Annotated in this window: 25 protein-coding genes; 20 read left to right on the forward strand and 5 right to left on the reverse strand. The window is 45.1% G+C overall.

The features are described from left to right. The first annotated feature begins 305 nt into the window (after positions 1 to 305). From K7399_RS00885 to K7399_RS00910, 6 genes are all read left to right on the forward strand, one after another. Positions 306 to 2,948 (forward strand): sigma 54-interacting transcriptional regulator, encoded by a 2,643-nt coding sequence (locus tag K7399_RS00885; RefSeq protein WP_128166254.1) that lies wholly within the window; start codon positions 306 to 308, stop codon positions 2,946 to 2,948. Between the two features lie 205 nt (positions 2,949 to 3,153). Further along, the gene (locus K7399_RS00890; protein WP_028983713.1) at positions 3,154 to 3,576 is read left to right on the forward strand and encodes a PTS sugar transporter subunit IIA; all 423 of its coding nucleotides are present in this window, start codon (positions 3,154 to 3,156) and stop codon (positions 3,574 to 3,576) included. 23 nt (positions 3,577 to 3,599) lie between these two features. Further along, entirely contained in the window at positions 3,600 to 4,091 is a 492-nt protein-coding gene (locus tag K7399_RS00895; RefSeq protein ID WP_128166256.1) for a PTS sugar transporter subunit IIB, read from the forward strand. A gap of 18 nt (positions 4,092 to 4,109) precedes the next feature. Then, on the forward strand, positions 4,110 to 4,943 hold the full coding sequence (locus tag K7399_RS00900) for a PTS mannose/fructose/sorbose/N-acetylgalactosamine transporter subunit IIC (RefSeq protein ID WP_197021209.1): 834 nt from the start codon (positions 4,110 to 4,112) through the stop codon (positions 4,941 to 4,943). Beyond that, positions 4,936 to 5,757: a PTS system mannose/fructose/sorbose family transporter subunit IID gene (locus K7399_RS00905; RefSeq protein ID WP_028983710.1), complete on the forward strand. Its 822-nt coding sequence runs from the start codon at positions 4,936 to 4,938 to the stop codon at positions 5,755 to 5,757. Before K7399_RS00900 ends, K7399_RS00905 begins: the two co-directional genes overlap by 8 nt. A 34-nt stretch (positions 5,758 to 5,791) precedes the next feature. Beyond that, positions 5,792 to 7,471 (forward strand): glycoside hydrolase family 13 protein, encoded by a 1,680-nt coding sequence (locus K7399_RS00910; RefSeq protein WP_128166258.1) that lies wholly within the window; start codon positions 5,792 to 5,794, stop codon positions 7,469 to 7,471. Between the two features lie 130 nt (positions 7,472 to 7,601). Here the strand turns inward: K7399_RS00910 and K7399_RS00915 are convergent, their stop codons facing one another. After that, on the reverse strand, positions 7,602 to 8,510 hold the full coding sequence (locus K7399_RS00915) for a LysR family transcriptional regulator (RefSeq protein ID WP_164875470.1): 909 nt from the start codon (positions 8,508 to 8,510) through the stop codon (positions 7,602 to 7,604). 118 nt (positions 8,511 to 8,628) lie between these two features. On the opposite strand from K7399_RS00915, the gene K7399_RS00920 reads away from it, so the two are divergent. Next, positions 8,629 to 9,873 carry an APC family permease gene (locus K7399_RS00920; RefSeq protein WP_128166262.1) on the forward strand — a complete coding sequence of 415 codons (1,245 nt, stop codon included), beginning with the start codon at positions 8,629 to 8,631 and terminating at the stop codon, positions 9,871 to 9,873. Between the two features lie 141 nt (positions 9,874 to 10,014). On the opposite strand, the gene K7399_RS00925 is transcribed toward K7399_RS00920, so the two are convergent. Both K7399_RS00925 and tnpA read right to left on the reverse strand, forming a co-directional pair. After that, a complete protein-coding gene (locus K7399_RS00925) occupies positions 10,015 to 11,154 on the reverse strand; it encodes an RNA-guided endonuclease TnpB family protein (RefSeq protein WP_128166264.1) in 1,140 nt (379 codons plus the stop codon). After that, positions 11,135 to 11,587: an IS200/IS605 family transposase gene (gene tnpA / locus K7399_RS00930; protein ID WP_128166266.1), complete on the reverse strand. Its 453-nt coding sequence runs from the start codon at positions 11,585 to 11,587 to the stop codon at positions 11,135 to 11,137. Before tnpA ends, K7399_RS00925 begins: the two co-directional genes overlap by 20 nt. Positions 11,588 to 12,020: 433 nt before the next feature. Here tnpA and K7399_RS00935 point away from each other — a divergent pair, with 433 nt between their 5' ends. From K7399_RS00935 to K7399_RS00945, 3 genes are read left to right on the forward strand one after another with little or no spacing between them, the layout of a single operon-like run. After that, positions 12,021 to 12,383, forward strand: a complete 363-nt coding sequence (locus K7399_RS00935; protein ID WP_128166268.1) for a GntR family transcriptional regulator — start codon at positions 12,021 to 12,023, stop codon at positions 12,381 to 12,383. Positions 12,384 to 12,406: 23 nt separating this feature from the next. Next, a complete protein-coding gene (locus tag K7399_RS00940; protein ID WP_128166270.1) occupies positions 12,407 to 13,288 on the forward strand; it encodes an ATP-binding cassette domain-containing protein in 882 nt (293 codons plus the stop codon). Continuing rightward, a complete protein-coding gene (locus K7399_RS00945) occupies positions 13,285 to 14,004 on the forward strand; it encodes a hypothetical protein (RefSeq protein ID WP_028983705.1) in 720 nt (239 codons plus the stop codon). The genes K7399_RS00940 and K7399_RS00945 overlap by 4 nt, the downstream gene beginning before the upstream one ends. Before the next feature lie 142 nt (positions 14,005 to 14,146). Here the strand turns inward: K7399_RS00945 and K7399_RS00950 are convergent, their stop codons facing one another. Beyond that, on the reverse strand, positions 14,147 to 15,478 hold the full coding sequence (locus tag K7399_RS00950; RefSeq protein ID WP_128166272.1) for an MATE family efflux transporter: 1,332 nt from the start codon (positions 15,476 to 15,478) through the stop codon (positions 14,147 to 14,149). 308 nt (positions 15,479 to 15,786) lie between these two features. Here K7399_RS00950 and K7399_RS00955 point away from each other — a divergent pair, with 308 nt between their 5' ends. After that, positions 15,787 to 16,659 (forward strand): phosphotransferase family protein, encoded by an 873-nt coding sequence (locus K7399_RS00955; protein ID WP_128166274.1) that lies wholly within the window; start codon positions 15,787 to 15,789, stop codon positions 16,657 to 16,659. An 874-nt stretch (positions 16,660 to 17,533) separates the two neighbouring features. On the opposite strand, the gene K7399_RS00960 is transcribed toward K7399_RS00955, so the two are convergent. Further along, positions 17,534 to 17,968 (reverse strand): putative toxin-antitoxin system toxin component, PIN family, encoded by a 435-nt coding sequence (locus K7399_RS00960; RefSeq protein ID WP_128166276.1) that lies wholly within the window; start codon positions 17,966 to 17,968, stop codon positions 17,534 to 17,536. 390 nt (positions 17,969 to 18,358) lie between these two features. Between K7399_RS00960 and K7399_RS00965 the strand changes: the two genes are divergently transcribed. From K7399_RS00965 to K7399_RS01005, 9 genes are all read left to right on the forward strand, one after another. Further along, complete coding sequence (locus K7399_RS00965; protein WP_176557831.1) at positions 18,359 to 19,273, forward strand: nuclease-related domain-containing protein; 915 nt, start codon at positions 18,359 to 18,361, stop codon at positions 19,271 to 19,273. A gap of 594 nt (positions 19,274 to 19,867) precedes the next feature. Next, on the forward strand, positions 19,868 to 21,553 hold the full coding sequence (gene metG / locus K7399_RS00970; RefSeq protein WP_338061690.1) for a methionine--tRNA ligase: 1,686 nt from the start codon (positions 19,868 to 19,870) through the stop codon (positions 21,551 to 21,553). Between the two features lie 501 nt (positions 21,554 to 22,054). Further along, complete coding sequence (locus K7399_RS00975; protein WP_128166285.1) at positions 22,055 to 22,381, forward strand: PadR family transcriptional regulator; 327 nt, start codon at positions 22,055 to 22,057, stop codon at positions 22,379 to 22,381. Then, positions 22,381 to 22,728 (forward strand): DUF1048 domain-containing protein, encoded by a 348-nt coding sequence (locus K7399_RS00980; RefSeq protein ID WP_128166287.1) that lies wholly within the window; start codon positions 22,381 to 22,383, stop codon positions 22,726 to 22,728. The genes K7399_RS00975 and K7399_RS00980 overlap by 1 nt, the downstream gene beginning before the upstream one ends. A gap of 12 nt (positions 22,729 to 22,740) precedes the next feature. Then, positions 22,741 to 23,088 carry a DUF1048 domain-containing protein gene (locus K7399_RS00985; RefSeq protein WP_128166289.1) on the forward strand — a complete coding sequence of 116 codons (348 nt, stop codon included), beginning with the start codon at positions 22,741 to 22,743 and terminating at the stop codon, positions 23,086 to 23,088. A 15-nt stretch (positions 23,089 to 23,103) separates the two neighbouring features. Next, on the forward strand, positions 23,104 to 23,862 hold the full coding sequence (locus tag K7399_RS00990) for an ABC transporter ATP-binding protein (RefSeq protein ID WP_128166291.1): 759 nt from the start codon (positions 23,104 to 23,106) through the stop codon (positions 23,860 to 23,862). Next, on the forward strand, positions 23,863 to 24,633 hold the full coding sequence (locus K7399_RS00995; protein WP_028983698.1) for an ABC transporter permease: 771 nt from the start codon (positions 23,863 to 23,865) through the stop codon (positions 24,631 to 24,633). A 310-nt stretch (positions 24,634 to 24,943) separates the two neighbouring features. Beyond that, entirely contained in the window at positions 24,944 to 25,354 is a 411-nt protein-coding gene (locus tag K7399_RS01000; protein WP_028983697.1) for a GNAT family N-acetyltransferase, read from the forward strand. A 60-nt stretch (positions 25,355 to 25,414) separates the two neighbouring features. After that, positions 25,415 to 25,723: a hypothetical protein gene (locus K7399_RS01005; protein WP_028983696.1), complete on the forward strand. Its 309-nt coding sequence runs from the start codon at positions 25,415 to 25,417 to the stop codon at positions 25,721 to 25,723. Positions 25,724 to 25,746: the final 23 nt, after the last annotated feature.

Below are 25,746 nucleotides of genomic sequence, written 5' to 3' on the forward strand. Positions count from 1 at the left end.
AATTGATCTTCAAGGTCATTTTTCCATTCAAAAAATCAAGTGAAATCAGGTTGGCTGCATCCTGGTGAGCAAAATCCCGAAAAAACGGCAAGCGGTGAATAATTCAGGTTGAGCGTACTTTTTGCAAAAAATATAATACCATTTATGCTGCAGAGCGGTCAAGGGGATTTGAAAAGGAAGGGTCTGTGGCACCGAGAGAGCCTAGAGAAAATGAAGCGTTTAAAATTAAACGGATTTCCATCTATAAAAGTCCTTTTATTGTATAATAGTTGAAAGAACGCTTACATTGGAAGGAAGAACGGCTTATGAAAGCACAGGATAGAGTTTATGAAGCGTTGGTACATGTGGGAAATGATGGCGTTACAGCCGCTCAGCTTGCGAAGAAATTGGAGCTCAGCCGTCCGGTGGTCAGCCATTATTTAAACGGTTTGCTGAAAGAAGAACGTGCGGCCAAAAAAGGAACAAAGCCGGTATATTGGACAGCGATAGCGGAAAGGAAGATGTGGCCTGCACGCCAAGCCGATGCCTTTCAGAATTTTATTGGCTACGACGGCAGCCAAAAGGCGGTCATTGAGCAATGCAGAGCAGCGGTCAACTATCCGCCTGACGGCCTGCCGATCATTATTAACGGCAAAAGCGGCGTCGGCAAAAGCTTTCTTGCCGGTCTGATCTACCGCTATGCATGCGATCAAGGGGTGATTGACGCAGATGCACCGTTTATTATTTTGAACTGTGCGGATTATGCCAACAATCCTGAATTATTGTCGAGTACCTTGTTTGGGCATAAAAAAGGTGCATTCACCGGCGCCGATCAAGATAAAGAAGGTCTGCTCAAACAGGCAGACGGCGGTTATCTGTTTTTTGATGAAATTCACCGGCTTTCTTTTGAAAATCAGGAAAAACTGTTTGTGTTCATGGACAAAGGACATTTCCGGCCTATTGGTGAAAATAAACAGTGGCATACGTCCAAGGTACGATTGATTTTCGCAACAACCGAACAAAATGATGAGGTGCTGCTGGGGACTTTCCGTCGCCGTATTCCGGTTAAAGTGCACCTTCGTTCCTTTAGCGCGCGTCCCTTTTCTGAACGGATGCAGCTCATTGATAACAGCTACCGGCAAGAAGCAAAGAAGCTAGGAAAAGATCTGTTCATCCAAAGTGATGTCGTGAACCAGCTCTGCTTTCAACCAATGGAAGGCAATATTGGGATGCTGCGCAATCTGATCCAGCTAAGCTGCGCGCACGCCTATACCGCAAATCGGGATCAAGAGACGTTGACGATCGAGCAGATCCATCTGCCGGAAGCGGATCAAGGGAAAAACATCCCGCATGTCTTTCATAAAAAATTACCGCCGATGCAGGTGCGTCATGACGGCAAAGAACAAAACGTTTGGAACGATGAATCAAGTGAATTAACGCGGCACATCGATGCGTTTCTACAGGTGCCGGCGCGTGAGCGGAGTCAAAAGGAAGACGATGAGCGTTCGCGTTTAAGTCTGGCCTTCACAAAACTGGTTCAAGCGATTGTACAGTTGAAACAGAACAATGCGCTTTTTCTAGATGACTCAGCGACCGTGCATGCTTTTTTTCATGAAGCGCTTAGGCTTATCTGTGAACGCTATGGCCTTCTTGTATCCAAAGCGAGCAAAGAAGCGATGTACGCTGCTTTTCTCAGTTTGAACGATCTGCAATGCAGCAAAGAACAACTTAAAGAATCCGAGAAGTATCTTGCCCAATCCTTTCCGAAGGCGCATTATGTTGCCGAGAAATTTTCCGAGAAAACGGCAGACATCATGGGGGGGCAGGGCAAGCGGCTTTTGACTCTTTTGAACACCTTGTTCTTCCATCCGGCGATTAAGGAAAACATTCCATTGCATGGGCTGATTGTTGCCCACGGCCGGCAAACAGCAAGCAGTATTCAAGCGGTTGCCAACCAGTTGTGCAAGACGTTCGTGTTTGAAGCGATTGATATGCCGGTATCCACCGATCTGAGCGAGATTATCGAAAAGGTGAAGCACTATTTAGAGCGGCAGGATACGAGCGAAGGGCTGATTCTGCTGGTGGATATGGGCTCGCTGACGCGTCTTTATTCATCAATTAAGAATGAATTGAGCGGCGATTTGCTGGTCATTAACAATCTGACGACGGCGGTCGCACTCGATGTCGGCATGAAAATGGTGCAACACGTTCCTTTCAAGAAAATTGCCGAACAGGCGAACTCAAATTATAAAATTAACGCCCGCTATTTCGAAGGCTTGACGCAAGGTAAAAATATGATTATCTCATGCATGTCCGGAGTGGGAATTTCCAATCAAGTGCGGGAAATTATGGCCCACTTCATTCCACAGGATCGACTGTCGATTTTGACGATGGAGTATAAGGAACTTCGCGACGCGATCGCACGCAATGATCGTTCCTATTTTAAACAAACCCTTTTTATCTTGACGACCTCCGAACTGCCGTCAACCTTGGACGTTCCTAACCTGAATATCTATGAAATTCTTGAGGATAAGGGCAAAGCATATCTGTGGCAGGTGCTCCGTCCGTTTATCAGTCAGCGCCATTTTGATTTGATGCTGCAAGACTTTCTGAAGAACTTTACGATCGAAGGGGTCTCCAACCGTCTCAGTTTCCTTAATCCAAAGGTGATTATTAATGAAGTGGAGCAGGTCATCTCCTTATACGAAAAATATTACGAGATTGCCCTTGACGGCAAAGTGAAACTCAATCTCTACATGCATATTGCCTTGATGATTGAGCGTCTGATTACGACCAAGGACAGCAGAACTCGCGATCCTTTGAATGCACAGTCCGAACAGGAGCAGGAGTTTATGGCAGTGACCAAAGAAATTTTCCATACCATGGAAGCCAAATATAATATCCGCGTAAACGGATACGAGCTTTCCCTGCTTTATGAACTCTTAAAACCATTTATCAATAAAAAATAATTGGATCAGGCGTATGTGTTTAACTTTCCGGTATCGTTGAAGTAAAGTGTTTAAAAAAAGAGTATTGAAAACGGTCTTAAACTGTTAAAATGTCGTTTTTTGACGTATTTTAGCGTTCTAGGCCTTTTTTTAATGCGCTTACAATGTGTTTAAAAAAGTTGGCACGAAACTTGCTTGGTAAAAAGAGAAGGCGAGGTGGAAAGCAATGAAAAAAATATTGGTTGCTTCTCATGGACAACTGGCTGACGGTGTAAAGAGCAGCTTGTCAATCTTAGTTGGAAATACTGATTCAATTCGTTTTATAAATGCGTATGTCACTAAAGAGGACATTGATGAATCACTGAATACTTTTTTTTCAAGCGTGTCTGAAGATGATGAGGTGATCATCTTTACCGATTTACTCGGCGGCAGCGTCAATCAGAAAGTAACCCTGCGCGCGCAAAAGCATCATGCATTCATTATTGCAGGATTCAACCTGCCGATCATTCTCGAAGTTTTGTTTCTGCCGGAACCGATTACAAAAGAGACGTTGAATCAAAAAATTGAGACGTGCCGGCAGGCGATGGTGCTTGTCGAACCGGAAAAACTTGCGACAAATGAGGATTCAGAAGAAGATTTTCTAGACTAAAACATTAAATGGAGGGTTTCATTATGATCGTAGCATTACGTGTAGATGAACGCTTAATTCATGGACAAATTGCGATGACTTGGTCAAAGGAATTGAAAATTAAAGGAATTGTTGTACCAAACGATGAGGCTGCCGGCAATGAAATGCAGAAAATGGCATTGAAAATGGCGGTACCAAGCGGCATTAAAGTACTGATCAAACCGGTAGATGACGCGATTAAAGTCCTCAACAATCCGAAAGCAGCCAATATGCGCATGCTGGTGATTGTTAAAACAATCAAGGATGCAGTAAGGGTCGTTGAAAAGGTACCAAACATCGAATACGTGAACATTGGCAATGTCGGCAAAGCGGTAAACGGTAAAAAGACAGAACTCAGCAGCTTCGTTCTTTTGACTGATGAAGAACTGGAAAATTTGAAAAAACTCGTTGAACTTGAACCAAAAACCGCACTGCAGGTCGTTCCGTCGGCTGAGAAAAAGCTGGCAAAAGACCTCTTGGCATCCGTGAAAAAATAACAGAGAAATGTGGTGTGAATGATGCTCTATGAAGCGTTTATTGTTTCCTTAATCGTTTTAGTAACTGTCGGTGGCGCGGAATTGCTTGGCATGACCATGCTCAACCGACCGATCGTGATTGGCCCGCTCGTTGGGCTTGCGCTGGGGGATATTCAAACCGGTGTCCTGATTGGCGCGTCACTTGAAGCAGTATTCATGGGGGTTGTCAATATCGGCGGCGCTAGTGCAGCCGAACCGGGCCTTGCAACGGCCGTTGGTACAGCCTTTGCAATTAATTTAGGTGGCGGTGCAGGTGTCGCCTTACCGCTTGCAATTCCTATCGGTATTCTCGGCCTGCAAGTGAAAACGCTTTTATATGTAGGCGTGATCGGTTTCTTTGCGCCGGTATTTGATCGGTTGGCCGCTGAAGGCAAGGAGCGGAAGATTGTACTGCTGCATTATGGGGCATGGCTGTTGCAATGGGGAATTTACGCACTGCTTCCCTTTATCGGCATTCTTGCCGGATCTGATGCAATTAATGCCTTTGTGAAAGCAATCCCAAAAGTGATCATGAATGGTCTGAACATCTGTGGCGGTCTGCTCCCGGCAGTCGGAATGGCAATGCTGCTTAAGCTGCTCTGGGACAAGAAAATCTATGCATTCTTTTTCCTTGGTTTTGTCATGGTTGCCTATCTGAAACTGCCGCTTGTCGCACTGGCCGTGCTCGGCGCCATTATTGCGGTAACAATTGCGCAACGCGACTACCAGCTCAGCCAATTGACTAAGAAAGTGAACGCAGCCCCTGCTGCTGCGGCTCCTGCAGGACCAGCAGGCAATGTGGATGCGGAAGAGGAGGATTTCTTCGATGAGTAAACTAACGAATGTCTCCAAAGAAGAGAAAAAAATGCTGCGTAAAACGTTCTGGCGTGCGTTTACCTTGTTCTCAGCGGTAACGCCGGCAAAACAGGGCGCTTCAGGTTTCTGCTACTCGATGATGCCGTTTATTGACCATTTTTATAAAAATGCGGAAGAGAAGAAGGCGGCACTGGTTCGCCATATGGCTTACTTCAACACAACGATTCCGATGTCGACCTTTATTATGGGCATCGCCGCGTCAATGGAAAAAGAGAACAGCAAGAATAAAGATTTTGACGCAAATTCAATTAACGCGATCAAATCAAGTCTGATGGGGCCTCTAGCGGGCATTGGCGATTCCTTTTTCTGGGGCGTATTGCGCGTAATTGCTGCCGGCATCGCAGTCAGCATGGGCCAATCCGGCAATATTCTTGCACCAATCGTATTTCTACTGATTTTCAACATACCAACGATTCTTGTACGCTATTATGGAACGTTTCTTGGCTACACACTGGGTTCAACGTACATTGAGAAGATTTATCAAAGCGGTCTGATTCATATTTTGACCAAAGCTGCCAGCATTGTCGGACTGATCATGGTTGGCGGGATGACGAGTCAAATGGTCAAATTTTCAACAACGCTTTCGATGAGTATGAAAGGGGAGTCGGTGCTGAAGCTGCAAAGCATGCTTGACCAGATCTTTGTCGGTATTGTTCCGCTTGGCATCACGCTGCTCTGCTTCTACCTGCTTAATAAAAAAGTCAGCATCAACTACCTGATCTTCGGCGTTATTGGATTAAGCATCCTGCTCTCGGTTCTTCACATCGCTTGATGGGACCTGAGCACTGCATGAAAGGAGCAAAACAATGAGTGAATGGTGGAAAGACGCAGTCATCTATCAAATCTATCCGCGTAGTTATAATGACAGCAACGGCGATGGCTGGGGTGATTTAAACGGGATTATTGAGAAACTTGATTATTTAAAAGTGCTTGGGGTCGACGCACTTTGGATCAGCCCGGTTTATGATTCGCCGCAGGACGACAATGGCTATGACATTCGCGACTATCGAAAAATCTATGACCGGTTTGGTTCGAATGACGATATGGAGCGGCTGATTCACGAGGCACATCAGCGCGGGATTAAGATCATCATGGATCTGGTCGCTAATCATACCTCCGACGAACATTACTGGTTCCAAGAAAGCAGGAAATCGAAGGCCAATCCGTACAGCGATTATTATATTTGGAAAGATCCGAAGCCGGATGGCAGCCCTCCGAACAATTGGGGTTCGCATTTTGGCGGCTCCGCCTGGGAATATGCGCCGGAACGCGATCAATATTATCTGCACTTTTACACGAGAAAGCAGCCGGACTTGAACTGGGAAAATGAGACGGTGCGCCAGGAAATCTATGATCTGATGCAATTCTGGGTCGATAAAGGGGTCGACGGATGGCGGATGGATGTCATCGCTGAAATCTCGAAATACACTGATTTTCCGGATTATCCACCGCAGCCTGGAAAAGCGTTCATCGTTGGATCGATGCATCAAAACGGACCGCGCCTTCATGAATTTATTCAAGAGATGAATCGCAAGGTACTCGCGCCAAATGAGAGTATGACCGTTGGCGAAGCGCCGGGATCGAACGCCGAACTTGCCAAACTGTTTACCGATCCAGAGCGCCATGAACTGAATATGATCTTCACCTTTGAGCATGTCGAACTCGACCGTGTGCCGAATTCGCCCAATCGAAAATGGGCACTGCGTCCGTTCCAATTCACAGAATTGAAACGCGTCCTCTCCGAATGGCAGGATACGCTGCGTGGCTGCGGCTGGAATGCGCTTTATTTTGAAAATCACGACCGGCCGCGGATTATTTCACGATGGGGCAACGATACGAATTATCGTAAAGAATGCGCCAAAGCGTTTGCAACGGTGCTGCACGGCATGCAGGGCACACCTTATGTGTATCAAGGCGAAGAGATCGGTATGGTGAATAGCCATTATGATCTGGATGAATACGATGACGTAGAAATCAAGAATGCCTATAAAGCGTACGTTTTGAAAAATAAATCGATCTCCGAAGCAGCATTCAAAAAAGCGGTTTGGCAGGTGGGCCGCGACAATGCCCGCACACCAATGCAGTGGAACGCCGGCCATGAAGCCGGATTCACCAGCGGAGAAGCGTGGCTCAAGGTCAACCCGCGTTATCCGGAAATCAATGTTGAAGAAGCGCTCAGCGATCCGAATTCTATTTTCTACTATTACAAGAAGCTGATTGAGCTCCGTCATAAGGAAGCGATCTTAAGCGAAGGAACCTACCAGTTATTCTTGGCGGATGACCCGCATCTGTTCGTCTATGAACGCACTTACGGTGACGAAAAATGGCTGATTGTCGCCAACTTCTCAGAAGAAACGGTTGAAACGGACGAGCTGAAGCCGTTTCTCTATGATCGATGGGATCGTGTGATCAGCAACTATGCAACCGTTGATCCGCATCAGCCATTGCGGCCCTATGAAGCATTTATTATTCGCAAAACAATCTAAACTGAAGCATTTCCTCATACTTGATTCTTATCGGTCAAGTATGTTTTTTTATAAACAAAGCATCTGCATGCTCGGAAGGTTCAACTTTCGTTCGCATGACCAGCTGTCGCCGGAACAGAAGTTCACAAGATTATTTTTCTGGATGTACTGAAACGTGATCTTTTCCGTACATAGCCAGGGCTGAGTCAATAAAAAAGCGGATGTTTTCAGTGAGTCTTTTGCCTTTATGCCAGGCGAGATACGTGGAAATTGATTCTGGGGCGGCTTGCCAATTGAGTTTGGCGAGCAGGCCTTTTTCGATCTCTGCGCGAACGGTGATCTCCGGTAAAAAAGCAAGGCCGATTCCAGCAATGGCGCACTGTTTGATCGCTTCGACGGTGACGAACTCCATGATGGTTCCCGCAATAATTTGCTGTTTAGCCAAGGCGTCCTCCAATAGAACGCGATAAGAACAACCTTTCGATGTTAATAAAAAGGTTTGACCGTTCAAGTCGTTTGCTGAAATCGCCGAAACGTTTCCAAGCATTGTTTCAGGGGCAGCAACGAGAACCATTGGTTCGTCGATCAAGTCTTTCTCAATAATTAATGAGGCTGAATGATGTGTTCCCATCATCCAGCCTAAATCAATACTGCCGTCCATAATTCCTTCACAAACCTCAGCATCGAAGTTGACCGGCTTGACAATTAATTCTGCTTTTGGATGGTGACGTGTATATTTTTTCAGAAGCTGCGGCAGACGGTAGGTGCACTGGCTTTCGGTCACACCGATCGTTAAGGTAGGGGGGATATCGGTAAGCTTTGCTTCTGCTTCACGCGTGAGCTGCACAATTTGATCCGCATAGTCTTTAAACTGGAGCCCTGATTCCGTCAATTTGATTTTTTTTCCTAGCCGTTCAAATAAAGCATGTCCCAGTTCGCGTTCCAATGCTTGAATCTGTGCGGTAACGCTGGATTGAGCAAAGTGAAGCTGACGCGCGGTTCGCGTGAAATTAAGCGTTTCTGCAGCGATTTTAAAAGTCAGAATTTGTTTTGTGTCCATGAAAAATCCCCCCATATCGAAAAATTCGATTGAATAGAACAGAATAATCGTCTTTCACGATTTATGATTTCATTCTAAGATGAGTAGGTGATAAAAACAAGAAGGAGCGTCAAAAAATATGAAAACGATTCGTCTGCCGCAAGCGATTGCACTTTATATAGGAGCAGTGCTCGGAGCAGGCATTCTGCTCGTGCCCGGGCTCGCGGCACAGATTGCCGGTCCGGCATCACTGGTTGACTGGGCGCTGCTTCTGATTCTGGTTCTGCCGCTTGCCTTTTGCATGGCTAACTTGGCTCAGAAATATCCACATTCGGGGGGTGTTTCTTATTTTGCCGGACGGGCGTTTGGGCCACATGCAGGCCAAATCGTCGGCTGGTTCTTCCTGATGTCGGTTCCGATCGGCGCACCGGTGACTGCTTTAACCGGCGCAGCCTATTTAAGTGAGGCATTGAAATGGTCGGATTCGGCAATCGAAGGACTGGCTGTCGGTATTCTGCTTATCGCGTTAATGCTCAATTACCGAGGCATGCGTGTTGCCGGGAAGGTACAGGTGGCGGTGATCGCAACGATTCTCATTACTTTAGGAATCGTCTTGGCAGGCGCATTGCCCCATCTACGAATGAGCCATTTTCAACCGTTCATGCCGAGGGGTCTGTGGAGCATTGGTCGAGCGTCAACGCTGCTGTTTTGGTGTTTCATCGGCTGGGAAGCAATCGCGAGCTATACGTCTGAGTTTGTTCACCCGGAAAAAGACGTGCACCGCGCGACGCTGATCGCCGCCCTTATTTTAGGAGGACTTTACTTTATGACGGCTTTTGTAGTTGTCGGTACCGGCAGTGATCGCGCGAAGGGGCAGGCAGCGCTGGTTACCGTTTCTGAGCAAGCATTTGGGCAAGGTGGAGCGGTGATTATCGGCATCGCCAGTTTGCTGATCTGCTTGGCGACAGTCATTGCGTATATTGGCTCTGCAGCACGAATGGCCTGCGCGATGGCTTCGGATGGAACTGCGCCGCGCTGGCTCGGGAAACAATCGCATAAGTATCAGACACCTGTCGGCGGTTTGCTTTTTTTAGCGCTCTGTTTTCTTGTTGTGATGACCGCCTATTCCGGCGGATTGATCTCATTACAGAAACTGATCCAGCTGCCGAACGCAACCTTTTTGCTGAACTACATGGGCGGATGTGCGGCAGGCGTGGTTCTGTTCAAAAAAGAGAAGAAGAAAATGCTGATCAGTCTGATTGCATTCATTGCGACGCTCGTAATGTTCTTTTTTGTCGGCTCAGCGATTCTTTATCCGCTCGCGATCTGCGCGTTGCTTGCAGGGCAAAAGATGATTCGCATGTTCTCGAGAAATCATTCGTGAACTACTCGTCCATAAATGACCGAGCTTCTGGGAACACCGCTGACTTACTTATCCAACACTAAGTCTTCAATGCAGAGGTTACGGCTGTTGACCAAGGCGCGTCCCGCACCGCAGACTCTATAGAGTCAAAGCTGTTTGTGGCTATGCCGCCAGAATATTCTTCGCGGCATTAATATCGCGGTCGTGATATGCGTGGCATTGTGGGCACGTCCACTCGCGGACATCTAGTTCGTGTTTGCCGTCATCATAGCCACACAGTGAACAGCGTTGAGAGGTTTTGTACGGCGAGACGGCAACGACTTGCTTTCCATACCATGTCGCTTTGTATTCCAACATCAGCCGTAATTCACGCCATGATTGATTAGCAATTGCCCGCGCTAAGTTGTGATTACGCATCAGACCCTTGGTTTTCAGATCTTCCAGCTTAATCACGTCATAGTGCCTAATGAGTTTGGCACTAATCTTTTGCAAGTAGTCGCGACGCTGATTAGCGACTTTCTCGCTGTACTTCGCCACCATCATTTTTGCTTTCATGTAGTTCTTGAAGTCAGTCAGCTGGCGTGGCACTGCCACTTTGAAGTGCTTGTCCCAAGCCATTTCTTTCTCTGCTTGGCGACGGCGGCGGGCAAGTCGTTTCTCCCAGTAATGTTTTTTTCGAGAGAGCGCCTTATCAAAACGTTTGGTTCCGTACCTCGTGCCGTCACTCGTAATCACTAGGTCAGCGATACCCACGTCGATACCAACGGAAGCACTCGTCTTAGACCATTGCGCAATCTCAATATCAGCAGTAACCAGAACGTAATACTTGCCTATACGGCTACGAACCACAGTCGCGGTCTTAACTTTGCCGTCCGGTAACTGTCCCGCACGACAGGAAATTTGTCCCAGCTTAGGCAAACGAAAATGCTTGTTGTCTATTAGGACGATGTTGCCATTGACCGCATTTGATCGATAAGCCGGTCGAGCAAAGCGTTTTGCCTTGAATTTTGGGTAGCCAGCATGTTCCTTGAATAGCTTCTGAAATGCGAGATGTAGGTTGTGACTGACTGCCAGTAGGCTTGTCGCATCAGCTTCTTTCAGCCACGGGTACTGTTTCTTGAGTGGCTTGATCAGGTAGTTCATACCAAATTCGTTGATGTACTTACCGCCATTGTCGTGGCGTTGAATCTGCATGTTAAGCAACTCATTCCACACGAACCGGCACGCGCCAAAATTGCTTTCAATTTGTTGGCGTTGTTTGGCATTGGGATAGAGACGGAGCTTAAACGTCTTCATGGTCATTGAGTCTCACCTCCTTTACGCGCTGGTCATCAATATATTTGGCTAAAGCCGCCTGATTTGTTGTGCCGATGCTTTCAACATAGTAACTGGGAGACCAAAGGTGCCGTCCTTCATGTTTCCAGTAGCTCTTTTGAAGTTCTGGACACGCAACAAACAGCTGACGTGCCGAAATTCCTTTGAGCCACCGCACGATATTGGTCACCGATAACTTGGGTGGCGCACTTACCAGTAAGTGAATATGGTCATCCTTGCCAATCTCCATGTGGTCAATACTAAAGCCATAGCGTTCTGCGACTTCATACAAGATTCGCTTGAGCGTAACTTCGACGTTTCCTTTCAAAACACGGTTACGGTATTTAGTTCCCCAGATGAGATGGTAGTTCAAATTGTAGACCGAGGTTCTACCATATGTTAATCTATTAGTGTCTTTCATATTAATAATTATAGCATATAGTCAAATACCATGTGTGACATGTTTACGGTAAAAATATAGGGGCAATTCATCACGTCCTTAAAAGAACATGTTTCCTCGCCCCAATTCAAAAAAAGTTAATGAAAAAAATTTAAACTAGCTCTTTGCTTGAGAGGAAGCAATGGATTAGTGTCGAACGAATTGGATGAGAAAGTGATGTACTTAGGTCTCCACTTGGGCAATACCTGTAAAATGACGTGTGCGCAGCAGCTTCAGAATAACACCGATGAACTTTAATTTAATTACCATATACAAGAAACAAGAGCGCGCTGGCCTTACTGCCGCCGCTCTTGTTTCTATTCGATTATTACGCGGCAGTTTTTCTAATTGACAGCGTACCAATCATCCTATATAGTTAATTACATAAGTAACTAACCGATTAGGTGGTGAACCCATGCATGAGCCAATGAATGATGGTCGGCCCATTTTCGTGCAGATTGCCGAACACATTGAGAATGAAATACTTGAAGGCTCACTTGCAGAATTGGGCCAAGTGCCTTCAACCAATCAATTTGCCGCGTTTTATAAAATCAATCCAGCGACGGCAGCCAAGGGCGTGAATGTGCTGGTGAATGAAGGGATTCTTTTTAAAAAAAGAGGAATTGGTATGTTTGTTGCCGAGCATGCGCGCGAAAAACTGATTGAGAAACGGAAAAGAACCTTTTTTAAGGATTATGTGGCTGCCATGCTGCGCGAAGCAGAGAAACTGGACATAACAAAAGAGGCGCTGATTCACATGATTGAAGACGGACAATAATGATTGAATCAAAGGAGGCTATTATGACAGCTGAAATTAAAGCGGATCATGTGTCGCTGCGATTAGGAAAACAGAATGTTTTATCGGACCTCTCCTTTCAATTAAAAGGAGATAAGATCTACGGATTGCTTGGCCGAAACGGAGCTGGAAAGACCTCGCTGTTGTCACTGCTCGCCTCGTTCCGTGAACCAACCGAAGGAACGATTCTGATTAATGGCGAGATCCCGTTTGAAAATGATCGAGTGATGAGCAGGGTTAACTTCGTCTATGGAAGAGATCAGAGCAGTGAGACGGAAAAAGTAAAGGGAATGCTTGAATTTGCCGAACGTTATCGTCCAAATTGGGATGGCACGTATGCATTAAAACTTGTGAAACGGTTTAAATTGCCGATGGATCAAAAGGTCAACGCGCTGTCTAAAGGAAAACAGTCTGCGCTGGACGTGGTGATCGGACTCGCTTCGCGAACGCCGGTCACGATTTTTGATGAGGCCTACCTTGGCATGGATGCGCCGTCGCGATCCATATTCTATGAGGAACTGATCAAGGATTATGCCGAACACCCGCGCTGCATGATTCTGTCGACGCATTTGATTTCGGAAGTCGCTTCACTCATGGAAGAAGTGATGATTATTGATCGGGGAACACTGATCCTCCATGAATCGGTCGATTCACTCATGGCGCACGGACTCAGCGTGACCGGACCTGTGGAACAGGTGGATGCGTTAACGCGTGATCTTCACGTGCTGAAGGAACAACAATTGGGAAGAACAAAATCGGTAATGATTTACGGGCAGCTGGAAAGCGCACGGCGATCAGAATTTGAAGCAGCAGGACTTGAGCTTGGCCCGATCAGTTTGCAGGAACTGTTTATCTATTTAACGGAACATGAGGGGGAGGAAGCATGAGTGGATTCATGAATCGTGTCAGCCGGAAAGTCGCGATGGATGTTTTTTTGATGTTGTCGACTTGGGTGGCTTGGTGTCTGCCTTTTTATATCATTTTTTTCATTATCGCGCATTTTGTACCGCAAGTTCAGATTGATCTTAACTTTTTTGACGGCACAATACTGTCAGCAAAAATTTACATGCTGGTTGAGGGAATCATCCTTGCGCTTTCGTTACCCGTCGCCTACATCAGAAATGGAGTAACCAGGAAGAATATGTTCAAGGGCGTGTTTATTGGTATGTCCTGCATGGTGGGGGCTTTGTCAATAGTGGTACAAATTCTGTATGGTCTTACAATTTGGATCTTCGGCAATGCATTTGGTCAGTCCAATGATTTATCACAGATTTATCATAATCAGTTTCTAACTCTGTTGCTTATCTTTTTCTTGCTTTGCGTGATCTACTTTGCAATCGGATGGTTAATCGGCCTAGCATTCTCCCGGTACGGCTTCTTCCCAGGTATGTTTTCCATTGCCCTAAGCATTGTGCTGGTCGGTTTATCCGAATTTTTCTGGAATTCCTATATGAAGCTTCCTCGGCAGTTGGATTTACTTATGAGATGGCTGACTGATACACAGATTTTATTCGTTACAGGGCTTGTCGGCAGCGTAGCAATTCTCGTCCTGCTCATTGTTTTGCTTCGCGTGATTGTTGGGCGTATGCCGATCAAGCCGTAACAGCGCAAAGTATTGAATCGTGATTTGAAGGTTGTGTACTTGGGACTAATTTTATTCCGTGAAAGTTGCATAGCTGCTCTCTCTATTTACTAGATCATGTAAAAAAAAGCCTCTCCTTAATTTTTTCAAGGAGGGGCTTGAATTAGTGAGCAGTCGTTTGCTTCAATTGCCTCACATCATGCAAATAAGCGATTCTTAAACAAACATACATCACAAAATAATCGAAGAACAGGCTAGCGGCGATTCCATAAATTCCGAGATGGAGCGGGAATGCCAATAAGGCCATGATCACGAGCGCGGCTGCGTGGACAACCAAAGTCGCGATCAGGACGTAGGTGCCTTTTCCAATGGATTGCATGGCCGCTTTGTAAACTTCAAACCAAGGACTGAACAGGTTGGCTAGCCACAGAAGTAAGAAAATAGCCGTTGAAAAACCGATCAAGCTTGGGTCATTCGTGATAAACCCGGCAATTGGTGCTCGAAGCAGATAAAAAATGATTCCGGTCAATGAAAAGAGGACCATTGTCAGTACAGAGGCCGTTTTCGGATAACCCTTCAAATCATTTAGTCGATGCGCGCCGCTGCTTTCACCGACGAGTGTAAGCAGCGCGCTACTGTACATGAATGCCGGGATCAAGCCAATTTGGAGCAATTGCCCGATCAGCAGATAGCTCGAAAGGACAAGCGTCCCCAAGTGGGCAAGAATCGCATTGATTACGATAACAAAAAGGCTACCTTGCAGCAACTCTTGCCCCATCAAAGGTAGGCTTTGGCGAATGATCAGTCGCACTTTATTTGGCCGAGACTGAAGTGCCAATCGGATGTCTTTTCTCAGCAGCCAGCAATACGCGAGTACATCCATGGTCAAGGTGATTGTACTGGAAAGCGCGGCACCGGCGATACCGAGCTGAGGAAAGCCGAACTTTCCAAAGATGAGCAGGTAATTCAAGCCTGTGTGGAGCAAGGTAGTCGTTGTAGAAATGATTAAGATCCATTGCGTCCGTTTTTTGATTTTTAAGCAGTTTGTCAGTGTGAAAATTAATAATTGAAGCAGCATGTAGCCACTCATCAGCGAAAGATAAGACGTTCCTTCATGAAGTGTGGTGCCGGAAAAATCGTACACTGTCTGCAAAAGCACTTGTCCAAATGAAAAGCAGAGTATGCCGAAAAGCATGCCAAACAGCAGATCAATCAGGAGTGAAGAGGATAGTGTGGTCAGATACTTGTCTTCACGGTGTTCACCCATTGCCCTCGAACCTAAAATGTTTAAAACAATCGCAATGGCACCGAAAATTCCTGCTACTGTGTACAGAAAATTACCGACTGCACCGACCGAGGCATAGGCGGACACAGAGAGGTGCCCGACCATCGCCTGATCAATGAATTCTATCGATAAGCCGAAAATCGAATTGGCGATTAATGGAACCGCCAATTGATTGAGCGGCTTGATATGCGCTTTTAATGTTTCGTTCATCTAGAGGACTCCGTTCTTTTATGAATTCCCATCAGCTTCCGTAACCGATGGGAAAACATACTGTGCGACGTCCATGCGAATCACCTCCTTACTATCAATTCCTTTTTAGTTTAGTTGTTGCTTGAAAAAAATTCCACAAGATTTCTCACACACTGAGAATCAAAAAAGCCAATCCATCTTTGAACGGATTGGCAAAACAAACCGCTGCTTTTTTACAAAAAATTCAACTTTTGCTATGCTTGTTTGGATAATAGAGAGAATCCGTTTAAACCGATTTATTCCTGGGATAGAAAAGAGGATGCGTGTTTGTGAGAAAGGAAGACATGATCCGTTTTGTTCGGCGCACCATGCCGAAGCTAACCATTGATACAAGTGAGATAAAAACAAATGGCTGGGATAATGACATTCTGATTGTCAACAAGCAGCAGGTTTTCCGCTTTCCGAAAACAGATCAGATCCGAGATCAGATTAAGGGCGAATGCGTGCTATTGAGACAGCTCGAGCAAAAGAAACCTGCACTGCAAATTCCGAGGTACAAACTGATTTATGAAGGTAAAACCCTCAGAGCAATTACCTATCCATTCATGAGTGGAGAATCCTTAAATGAACACCCTGTTGATTTAAGGAGGAATCCTGAAAATGCTCAATTACTTGGCGATTTTCTGATGAAACTGCATCAAATCGCGGGTGGTTTTTTGCCTACTCGGCATACGTTTTGCTATTGGCAAGTGTTACTTGAATCGCTTAGAAAAAAGGTGTTCTCGGCGTTGCGTGATGAGGAGTGTCAGGCAATTGAGGATGTGTTCACTCGTTTTTTGAACAGATATACGGCGTTTTCTAAGACAAAGGCAGTGATTCATGGCGATCTTTCCGCTTCAAATATTCTTTTTGATCAGAAGACGAATCGAATCAGCGGGATTATTGATTTTACAGACGCTCAAATCGGTGATCCGGCCTTTGATTTTGCGGGTATCTATTGGAATTATGGTCCGGAGTATACGAAAGAAGTGCTTTCTTTCTATCAGATAGATGAGTCGATAGATGAAATGTTCGATCGCTTAAGCACATTTTATGGACTACAGCCGGTATTCCATGAGTTGCTCCATTCTGTCGAGAATAATGAGCCGATTGACCATACGCAGCTCAAGAGATTTATGGAACTAAAACAAATGATTTCCTGATTCATGTCTACCAAATTATGCGAGAATAAGATCATGATAAGAACGGCTTAAGAGCGGCGCACACCTTTTGTTTCTCTGCTTCCTGTCTGTGCAGACGAACGAGACGGAGGAGGTGCGATTCTTTTTTCATGAGTACTTATGGCTGTCATTGGCATTCTGAGTTTGCTTTTTGTAGGCGGCTCATTCCTGCTGAACCTGCTTGATCATATCTCTAAGGAAAAGAAATAATCCGCTGACTATAGTCAATGGGAGGAACGGGATAAGTATAAATGAAGGAAGGTCAAACAACTTGCTTAGGTGATTGCTGCCATACATTGAATCAATGGAATCTGAATTACTTATAAGGCACAGTTTCTTTCCGCTTCTCTTTAATTTAGAAAGTACATAAAGAATCCTAGAATCTACATTAGTAAAAGCCTGTTTCATTCTATTCTTTCGTAGCTATAAAATTTCATCAATTGAATGGTCATCAGCGGAGATATATATTTTATTAATAATGTGCTGAATAATTGCTTGTGGGTTTTTACTTTTCCAGTTGCCCTTTGGAAATATAATTCATCATTCTCAGCATACGTTTCCAATCGCTGATTGAGAGCCCCAATACATCATTTTCATTCTTTGAACTTAGATAGTGGGGTGCGACTAGAGTAAAGAATAAATCAAAGATGATTTTTAAGAATAGTGTTTTAAGAGGTATTTCTATCTGCAGCTTGATAATAAACTTTTTCTTTGGAGGATTGAATGTTTATCAGGTCTTAATCGCCCAAAAAGATGGGAGGATTTAATGTGTGGATTAATCATTTTCATTAATGTGGGGGGTCAAGCAGTACCGATTGGAAGCACCTGTTCAAGGAAAGTTCTCGATCATTGTTAATCATTGTTTGTCTTTAATAAATTCTTTTGGTGTATAGCAAGAGAAAGGGGCATTTTCCAAATCAAATAATCCGCTTCTTTTGTCGTCACTACTAATATAATCGGCATTGCCAGCGTAGGCTAGTTCAACAAACATTTGATCATCAGGGTCTCTAATAACTGGAAGTTCATCCACGGTAATCAATTTTGTACTGACAGACTTCCCATATAAAAACATGTCTACTGCTGAATGCAAAATATCCTCAATATCTTCATTCGTAAATTGATATTCATGGCTTATTTTCTTCAAAATATATAATAATTCACCTATAGTATTGTGGGAAAATAAAAATCTTCCAAAGTCATCAATATGATCAATTAAGTATGAACTTGCTTCGTCACCATCAAAAAAGTAGTGAATAAAGACATTTGTATCGACTATAATTTTATATTTCATTTTTCTTCTTTGTTTTTATTCTCCGAGAACATATCAGCAAATGTCAAACCTTTTTCTTCCATATTTTTCCTGAAACTCTCTTAATCTATTAATTATTTATCATAATCTGACTATTTTTAGCCAATACTGCTAATCAAACTGCAAGAGGGAAGTATCCATCTTGAATGGGTTTGCGGCCCATTCATGTTATTGATGACTGCCTTGAATGGGTTAAGGCGATCCTTTTATCCCTATGAGAAAGGATTGAAGGCCATTTATGTCGAATTGTGAGGTAAGTTCAGTTGAAGAGGATGATGCCTACTGATTTCAAAAAAATTATTCTGCCCCTTACGATTGCTTTCCGATTACGCCTTACTCAGCCACTTGCCGACGAATCATCGAGCACGAAAGTTGATCGAACATGATGCTGCCAAGCTTTATGCAGGATGGAGAGGGGAACAAAATCTTGCCTATTTCCTTGATGGTATTTCTGATCCGACAATTCGCATTTTTTATGATCTCCATTTAAAACAGTGTCAGATTGATGTTCTGCTGATTACCCCCACGTTTCTTTCCGTTGTTGAAGTCAAAAATTATTCCGGAACACTCTATTTTCCCAATGATTTTGGTCAAATGATTCGAACGATCGGTGGTCGAAGGGAAGGGTTTGCAAATCCAATTTTACAAGCCAAACGTCACCGCATGCATGTGCAAGAATGGCTCACTGAACATCATTTCCCAAACATTCCAATCGAAAATAATGTTGTCATTGCTCATCCGAGTACGATTGTGGACCGTGCTGATCAGATGGTTAAAGAACATGTTTTTCATGCGGAAAAAATGCCACTCAAGCTACAGCACATGATCAAAAAGTATCAAGACAGCCCGAATTACTCCAGATTTTTACCACAAATTGAGGAAGTACTACTAAGTGATCCTAGTGATACCTTTCCCAATGTTCTTCAGAAATTTAACATCCCATCAGCGGATCTTCAGCGCGGAGTTTTATGCGAAGCCTGTCACCATTTTTCCATGCAGCGCATCTTTGCAAACTGGCAATGTATACGTTGTGGTCACCGATCGAAAAACGCACATCAATCGATGATTCTTCACTATTTTTTGCTTTTTGGCACTACCATGACCAATAAACAATGTCGTGATTTTTTGAAAATTGACAATACAAAACTGACGATTGATCTACTCAATAAAATGGGGCTGAAACGAGAAGGAATCGGAAGAGGCAGAGGACAATATTATCTGTCCCCATCTCATGAAACTTTCGATCAATTGCTAAGACAAGGAGTAACTGATAAAATATGGAAATGAATAATCCGTCAAGGATCGATCGAACATTGTATAGGATAATGCGGAATTACACGAAAAATAAAAGTCGTATCAAATGGATTCAAAATCGTATCAAACTCAGGAAAAGTCGTATCAAAGAATCGAAGTTGTATCAAACGGAACCAAAATCGTATCAAACTCAGGAAAAGTAGTATCAAAGAATCGAAGTTGTATCAAACGGAACCAAAATCGTATCAAACCCAGGGAAAGTCGTATCAAACCACAGCAAAGTCGTATCACATCAATCACAGGTGCTCTTGCATCTCTCCACTGAACTGCCTATAATAGCTTTAACGAATAAAGACATGCGATGATGAGAAGAAGTAGGCGGAAGAATTCTCCAAAGAGAGCTTCGTATTGGTGAGAGAAGCAGAATTCCAAGCGGAACAATGGCCTCTGAGCATCCGCACCGATCCGTGCCATGACACGGTTAGGCTGCGGACGGGTGGAACCCGGTTAACAAAACCCGAGTATCGAGCAGACGCTCCGTACTTGCTGAGATCAGTGATGCGAATCGCTGGTGAATTAAGGTGGTAACACGCAGACAATAGTCCTCGTCCTTATACATGGTTCTTCATGTATGAGGGTGGGGACTTTTTTGTTTACAAAAAAAGGAGTGAGTCAAGAATGGCAGTACTCATCGCAGGCGCTTGGCCGTATGCAAATGGAGATCTTCACCTTGGGCATTTATCGAGTTTGATTCCTGGTGATTGTTTGGCGCGTTATTTCAGGCAAAAAGGAGAAAAGGTGCTCTATGTCTCGGGGAGCGATTGCAATGGCACGCCGATCACGATTCGTGCCAAACAGGAGGGGGTATCAGCAAAAACGATTGCGGATCGTTATCATGAAGCTTTTCAGCGATGTTTCGATCAATTAGGGTTTACGTACGACTGCTACACGCGAACGGATACGCCGCTGCATCATGAAGTCGTCCAGGACATTTTCAGCACATTATATGACAACGGATACATTTATCACAAAAAAACGAAGCAAATGTACTGCAGTCACTGTGCCCAGTTTTTGCCGGACCGCTATGTCGAGGGCGCTTGTCCGCATTGCGGGGCGCATGCACGCGGCGATCAGTGCGATGCGTGTTCGACGATTCTTGATCCGGTTGATCTGCTTGATGCAACGTGTAAGCTGTGCGGGCATAAACCGGAGCTTCGCGAGGTTGAGCATCTGTACTTCGCGCTCAGTACATTTCAGCCGCAACTGGAACAACTGTACGCGCGGGCAAAAAAGAATTATGATTGGCGGGAAAACGCGCTCAATTTGACGCGTCGCTATCTGGACGAGGGGCTTCAGGATCGGGCGGTCACTCGTGATTTGCCAATCGGCGTTACCGTCCCGATTAAGGGCTTTGAAGACAAAAAAGTTTATGTGTGGATTGAAGCGGTATCCGGTTATTACTCAGCAAGTGTCCGCTGGGCGAAGGAACATCATCAGGACATCTCCGAATTTTGGAATGAACAAACGGTTTCTTACTACGTTCAAGGGAAAGACAACGTACCATTTCACACGATTATTTGGCCGGCCATTCTACTCGGCATTGGCAAAAAAGCGCTACCGACACATCTAGTTTCTAATGAATATGTGACACTAGAGCGCAAGAAGCTGTCCACAAGTCGAAACTGGGCGGTATGGGCACCCGATATTCTTGAACACTATGATCCGGACAGTATCCGTTACTTTTTGTTGATCAATGCACCGGAAACACATGACGCCGATTTTTCTTGGAAGGCGTTTATCGAAAGTCACAACGGCGAACTGCTCGGCGCCTATGGTAACTTTGTCAACCGGACGCTCAAATTCATTGAAAAGCTGCCTGATTTTAAAGTGGATGTTCGTCCGGTTGACGCGCATGTCGAACAAGAAACGCAAGCGCTCTACACGCAAATCGGCCAATTAATCGAATCGGCGCATTTGAAAGCGGCACTCGGCGAGCTCTTTACGTGGATTCGCAGCTTGAATAAATATTTTGATGAACAAAAACCGTGGCAGACAATCACGACCGATCCAGCGGCGGCTTACAAGACATTGAAGACCTGTTTGTTCAGTATCGCCAATTTAGCTCAGCTTATGGCCCCATTTCTACCCTATTCAAGTCGAAAACTGGAAAAGGCACTGCACCTCAACGGGCTAAAATGGGAAGCGATTCATTGCTCGGGAAAACTTCCGGAGCATCTTGAACCCTTGTTTGAACGCATTGATCCAGTTCAGATCCAAGTAGAACGTGAGCGGCTCGCGCAGCAGACCGTGTAAGAAAAACATCGCAACGCCATAACCCTCCCATGAAACCTCATTGGGGGTTATTTTTTTTGCAGGTAAAGAAACATTCATGACCCGCTTGGGGGGCGCGGGACACCGCCGGAATGAAAATACCCTTGAGATAAAGCGTCTAACTTGTATTTACGTACAAAAGTATGTGATTTTACCCCGTCTTCAAACCAATAGACCCGTGTTTTGGCCAAGAATCAAAGCGCAGATGCTCTGGCGCCTGCGGGATCGCGCGTTGTTGATGCGTGCCAGCGAGACCCCGCAGAGTCTTGCCTGTCTGAGGAGGCTTGCGGTGCGCCCGCGGCAAGCGAGCAATCGTTGCCGGTCTTATACAATATGTAGACAGTATAATGTGAGTCGCAATAAAGCAGGAGACAGAAGAGAAGAAATTACAATTATTATTGACAAATGATCTACTTAGTGAAACTATATAGTGGTAGTTAGTAATACTGCATACCTGTCCTATTAAATAGTGAAGAAGGGATTATGCTGGAAAACTTAACGGAAATGCTGAAAGGTGTGCTTGAAGGCTGTGTCCTCGAAATGATAAGTCGCGGAGAAACCTACGGCTATGAAATTACGCGTCGGCTGAATACCCTTGGTTTTACCGATGTTGTGGAAGGGACGGTCTACACCATCTTGGTGCGGCTTGAGAAAAATGGACTCGTGGATATGGAGAAAAAACCATCCGATATAGGTCCCCCGCGCAAGTTTTTCGTGCTCAACGCCGCGGGTCATGAACAGCTGCGGAAGTTCTGGGAAAAATGGGCGTTCGTATCATCAAAAATGAATGAATTAAAGGAGAAAAAATAATGAATTTTTGGGAAAAGGTCACCGGAAGCGACATGACTAAAGAAATGAAGGATTTTGAAGCGCGAGCGAACAAACTGCCTGATGATTACCAAGTGGCATGGGAACAAATTAAGGCCAACCTTTGGTCGCACTCAGATTTCACCGGTCGCAACCTGATGCCAATTCTTGACGGAGTGCTTGGCTTTCTTGAAGAAACGTCAGCAGACGGTCAGAGCATTCAAGCGGTTTTGGATGATGATATCAAAGGCTTCTGTTCAGCACTGACCGGTGAAGAAGGTGCGAAGTCTTTCCGCGATAAGTGGCGCAAGCAACTCAACGATACTATCGCTAAAAAATTGGGTAAATAGGAGGATAAAAAAATGAGAATACAAGCGCTCATCGAAGCTAAAAAGGAGTGGCGGGCACACATAGCGCGTGTCAAAGCACTCCCGAAAGATTATCAGATTGTTTATAAAGAGATTCAAAAATATCTCTTTAAGGTCGGCCCTGTTGAACTAGCCCACGGAATTGGTCTGCTTTCTGGAATTGTTGATCTTTTTGAAGAGGGCGCCTCTTTAGGAAAAGGTGTACTCGAAGTGACAGGCAGTGATGTAGCAGCTTTTTGCGATGATCTTATCAAAAATTCAAAGACTTACGCTGACAGCTGTCAAGAATCCGTTAATCAAGAAATCAGCAAGGCGATGAAAAAGATTACAGATAAAAAGTAAAAAGGACGATATCAGATGGAAAAAGCAATCCAAGTGAAAGAGCTTAAAAAGTCCTATCAGCAGCACCAGGTTCTGAAAAACGTAAATTTTGATGTGGAAAAAGGCAGTATTTTCGCCCTGCTTGGCTCCAATGGTGCGGGCAAGACAACGCTTGTCAAAATACTTGCCACGCTTCTCAAACCGGATGGGGGGAGCGCCGCCGTTAACGGTTTCGAAGTTACGGCACAGCCTGAACATGTGCGGCAGTCGATCAGCCTGACCGGACAATTCGCCGCCGTGGATGAAATTTTGACCGGACGTGAAAATCTGATCATGATCGCCAAACTGCGCCATCTAAAAAATTCGCATCAGGTGGCTGATGATTTGCTGAAGCGCTTCGGTTTGGTCGATGCCGCCGATCGTAGAGCCTCTACCTACTCGGGCGGCATGCGCCGCAGACTCGACATTGCCATGAGCCTAATTGGAAAACCGCGACTTATCTTTCTCGATGAGCCAACCACCGGGCTGGACCCCGAGGCACGCATCGAAGTTTGGAACGTTGTCAGGGAACTTGCAAACAGTGGTACAACGGTATTTCTGACCACACAATATTTAGAGGAAGCTGAGCAGCTTGCGGATCATATTGCTATTCTGCATGAGGGAAGGATTATTGCGAGCGGCACACTTGAGGAACTGAAAAAACGATTCCCGCCCGCAAAGGTGGAATATATTGAAAAACAGCCGAGCTTGGAAGAAATATTCCTCGCAATCATCAGCAAAAAGGAGGCAAAATAAATGGAGACTGTAAAGAACCATTTTCTCAGCGACATGGGGATCATGCTCGGACGGTCGATGCGACATATCATCCGCAGCATGGACACCATCATCACGGTGACAATCATGCCAATCGCATTTATGCTGCTGTTCGTCTATGTATTCGGCGGCGCCATCAAAACCGGTACGGACAACTATGTGAATTATCTGCTGCCCGGCATCTTGTTGATCGCAATTGCGACCGGGATCTCTTATACGGCCTATCGTCTGTTTATGGATATGCAAAGAGGCATTTTCGAACGGTTCAACTCCATGCCGATTGCACGTTCGGCAGCACTCTGGGGGCATGTGCTGACCTCGCTGGTATCCAACGCTATTTCTGTGATCATCATCATTCTTGTCGCGCTCGTTTTGGGCTTTCGCTCATCGGCGGGAATTCTTTCATGGCTTACCGTTGCCGGTATACTCGCATTGTTTACGCTGGCTTTAACCTGGATCGCGGTGATTGCCGGGCTATCCGCAAAATCGGTAGATGGCGCAAGTGCATTTTCTTATCCGATTATTTTCCTGCCATTTATTAGCTCAGCGTTTGTGCCCACCGAATCAATGCCATCGGTTGTTCGCGCTTTCGCTGAGAAACAACCGGTTACCGCTATCGTGGATGCTATCCGTGCGCTATTGTCCAGGCAACCGATTGGCACTGAGATTTGGATTGCACTCACATGGTGCTTCGTTATTCTTATTATTGCCTATTCTTTCGCAATGCTGGTTTATAAACGAAAAGCATCATAGTTAATAACAGCACTTATTGACGACTATGTGTCACGCTACCATCTGCATCCAAGCTGGAATTTAAGCGACTCGATGGGTGTAGAGGTATTGTCTGTTCCTATTGCCCTATTCCCAATTGAATGTCAGTACAAAAAATGGATTCCGATTGAAACAAACATCATCGATCTTAAATAATAGTGTAGACAGAGCAATGTGAGCCATGCTACAAAAATGGCAAACGCATTTCATCTTGCACGAAGTCCATTGACATGCCGGGGGATGAAGGAATCGATTTACTATGTGTTCAGAGCACGAACAATGGAGGGCCGAGATGAAAAAATTTTCGACTGAACGTCCGTCTTCAAGCGACTTTTATCACTTATATCAAACAACCGGGTGGAATGCGGATCTGACGTATGGTAAGGAACAGCTCAATCAAGCAATACGTAATAGCTGGTATACGTTGAGTGTCTATGAAGACGAACAGCTCATCGGATTCGGACGGATCATATCCGATGGGGTGTGTCAAGCGTTTCTTTGTGATCTGATCGTTTTGCCGGAACAGAGAAATAATGGGATTGGCAGTGAACTTGTTGAACGACTCCTCGCCCATTGTAAGGCTCAGGGGATGCGCTGGGTTCAATTGTCCTGTGCGAAGGGCAAACAGACCTTCTACGAACGGTTTGGATTCAGAGCACGTCCGCATGATGCGCCGGGCATGCAACGGTTTCTGGATCAATAAAAGGAAAACTAGAAACGCAGACGCACGATAAAAAATTTGAGAAGCAAGGGAGATGGCTGTATGAAGCGATCAAAAAAATGGCTGTTCTTTTTCTACTTCTCTAATCTGCTCTTAAGCAGCTTATTTGGGTTTGGACTGCTTGCTTCATTGAGTATTCATTTTACAAAGGTAGGGCAGGTAGCGCAGCCTCCCTATCTCTATTATGCTGTGCTGATCGCTGGTTTTCTTTATGTCCTTAGCGTGATCTTATATGCCTTAAAAATTAAATTTTATCGTTTGATTCCAATCATTATTGCTATCGCTCTTCTCTGCCCGCTGTTTGAAACCATAATTTTTATTGCTTTATCATATTTTAAAGACGTGATGTAAAAAGAGAGGGGATCATCGAGCGC

This window comes from Sporolactobacillus terrae (assembly GCF_019930545.1).
GTDB classification, from domain to species: Bacteria; Bacillota; Bacilli; order Bacillales; family Sporolactobacillaceae; genus Sporolactobacillus; species Sporolactobacillus terrae.

What these genes read in the sequence shown, in the direction of transcription:
- K7399_RS00895 (WP_128166256.1), top strand. Translation starts at nt 3,600, where the DNA reads ATGATCGTAGCATTACGTGTAGATGAACGCTTAATTCATGGACAAATT.
- metG (WP_338061690.1), top strand. Translation starts at nt 19,868, where the DNA reads ATGTATGAGGGTGGGGACTTTTTTGTTTACAAAAAAAGGAGTGAGTCA.
- K7399_RS00975 (WP_128166285.1), top strand. Translation starts at nt 22,055, where the DNA reads ATGCTGGAAAACTTAACGGAAATGCTGAAAGGTGTGCTTGAAGGCTGT.
- K7399_RS00885 (WP_128166254.1), top strand. Translation starts at nt 306, where the DNA reads ATGAAAGCACAGGATAGAGTTTATGAAGCGTTGGTACATGTGGGAAAT.
- tnpA (WP_128166266.1), bottom strand. Translation starts at nt 11,587, where the DNA reads ATGAAAGACACTAATAGATTAACATATGGTAGAACCTCGGTCTACAAT.
- K7399_RS00910 (WP_128166258.1), top strand. Translation starts at nt 5,792, where the DNA reads ATGAGTGAATGGTGGAAAGACGCAGTCATCTATCAAATCTATCCGCGT.
- K7399_RS00905 (WP_028983710.1), top strand. Translation starts at nt 4,936, where the DNA reads ATGAGTAAACTAACGAATGTCTCCAAAGAAGAGAAAAAAATGCTGCGT.
- K7399_RS00945 (WP_028983705.1), top strand. Translation starts at nt 13,285, where the DNA reads ATGAGTGGATTCATGAATCGTGTCAGCCGGAAAGTCGCGATGGATGTT.
- K7399_RS00990 (WP_128166291.1), top strand. Translation starts at nt 23,104, where the DNA reads ATGGAAAAAGCAATCCAAGTGAAAGAGCTTAAAAAGTCCTATCAGCAG.
- K7399_RS01005 (WP_028983696.1), top strand. Translation starts at nt 25,415, where the DNA reads ATGAAGCGATCAAAAAAATGGCTGTTCTTTTTCTACTTCTCTAATCTG.
- K7399_RS00915 (WP_164875470.1), bottom strand. Translation starts at nt 8,510, where the DNA reads ATGGACACAAAACAAATTCTGACTTTTAAAATCGCTGCAGAAACGCTT.
- K7399_RS00900 (WP_197021209.1), top strand. Translation starts at nt 4,110, where the DNA reads ATGATGCTCTATGAAGCGTTTATTGTTTCCTTAATCGTTTTAGTAACT.
- K7399_RS00890 (WP_028983713.1), top strand. Translation starts at nt 3,154, where the DNA reads ATGAAAAAAATATTGGTTGCTTCTCATGGACAACTGGCTGACGGTGTA.
- K7399_RS00985 (WP_128166289.1), top strand. Translation starts at nt 22,741, where the DNA reads ATGAGAATACAAGCGCTCATCGAAGCTAAAAAGGAGTGGCGGGCACAC.
- K7399_RS00940 (WP_128166270.1), top strand. Translation starts at nt 12,407, where the DNA reads ATGACAGCTGAAATTAAAGCGGATCATGTGTCGCTGCGATTAGGAAAA.
- K7399_RS01000 (WP_028983697.1), top strand. Translation starts at nt 24,944, where the DNA reads ATGAAAAAATTTTCGACTGAACGTCCGTCTTCAAGCGACTTTTATCAC.
- K7399_RS00960 (WP_128166276.1), bottom strand. Translation starts at nt 17,968, where the DNA reads ATGAAATATAAAATTATAGTCGATACAAATGTCTTTATTCACTACTTT.
- K7399_RS00980 (WP_128166287.1), top strand. Translation starts at nt 22,381, where the DNA reads ATGAATTTTTGGGAAAAGGTCACCGGAAGCGACATGACTAAAGAAATG.
- K7399_RS00935 (WP_128166268.1), top strand. Translation starts at nt 12,021, where the DNA reads ATGCATGAGCCAATGAATGATGGTCGGCCCATTTTCGTGCAGATTGCC.
- K7399_RS00920 (WP_128166262.1), top strand. Translation starts at nt 8,629, where the DNA reads ATGAAAACGATTCGTCTGCCGCAAGCGATTGCACTTTATATAGGAGCA.
- K7399_RS00995 (WP_028983698.1), top strand. Translation starts at nt 23,863, where the DNA reads ATGGAGACTGTAAAGAACCATTTTCTCAGCGACATGGGGATCATGCTC.
- K7399_RS00950 (WP_128166272.1), bottom strand. Translation starts at nt 15,478, where the DNA reads ATGAACGAAACATTAAAAGCGCATATCAAGCCGCTCAATCAATTGGCG.
- K7399_RS00925 (WP_128166264.1), bottom strand. Translation starts at nt 11,154, where the DNA reads ATGACCATGAAGACGTTTAAGCTCCGTCTCTATCCCAATGCCAAACAA.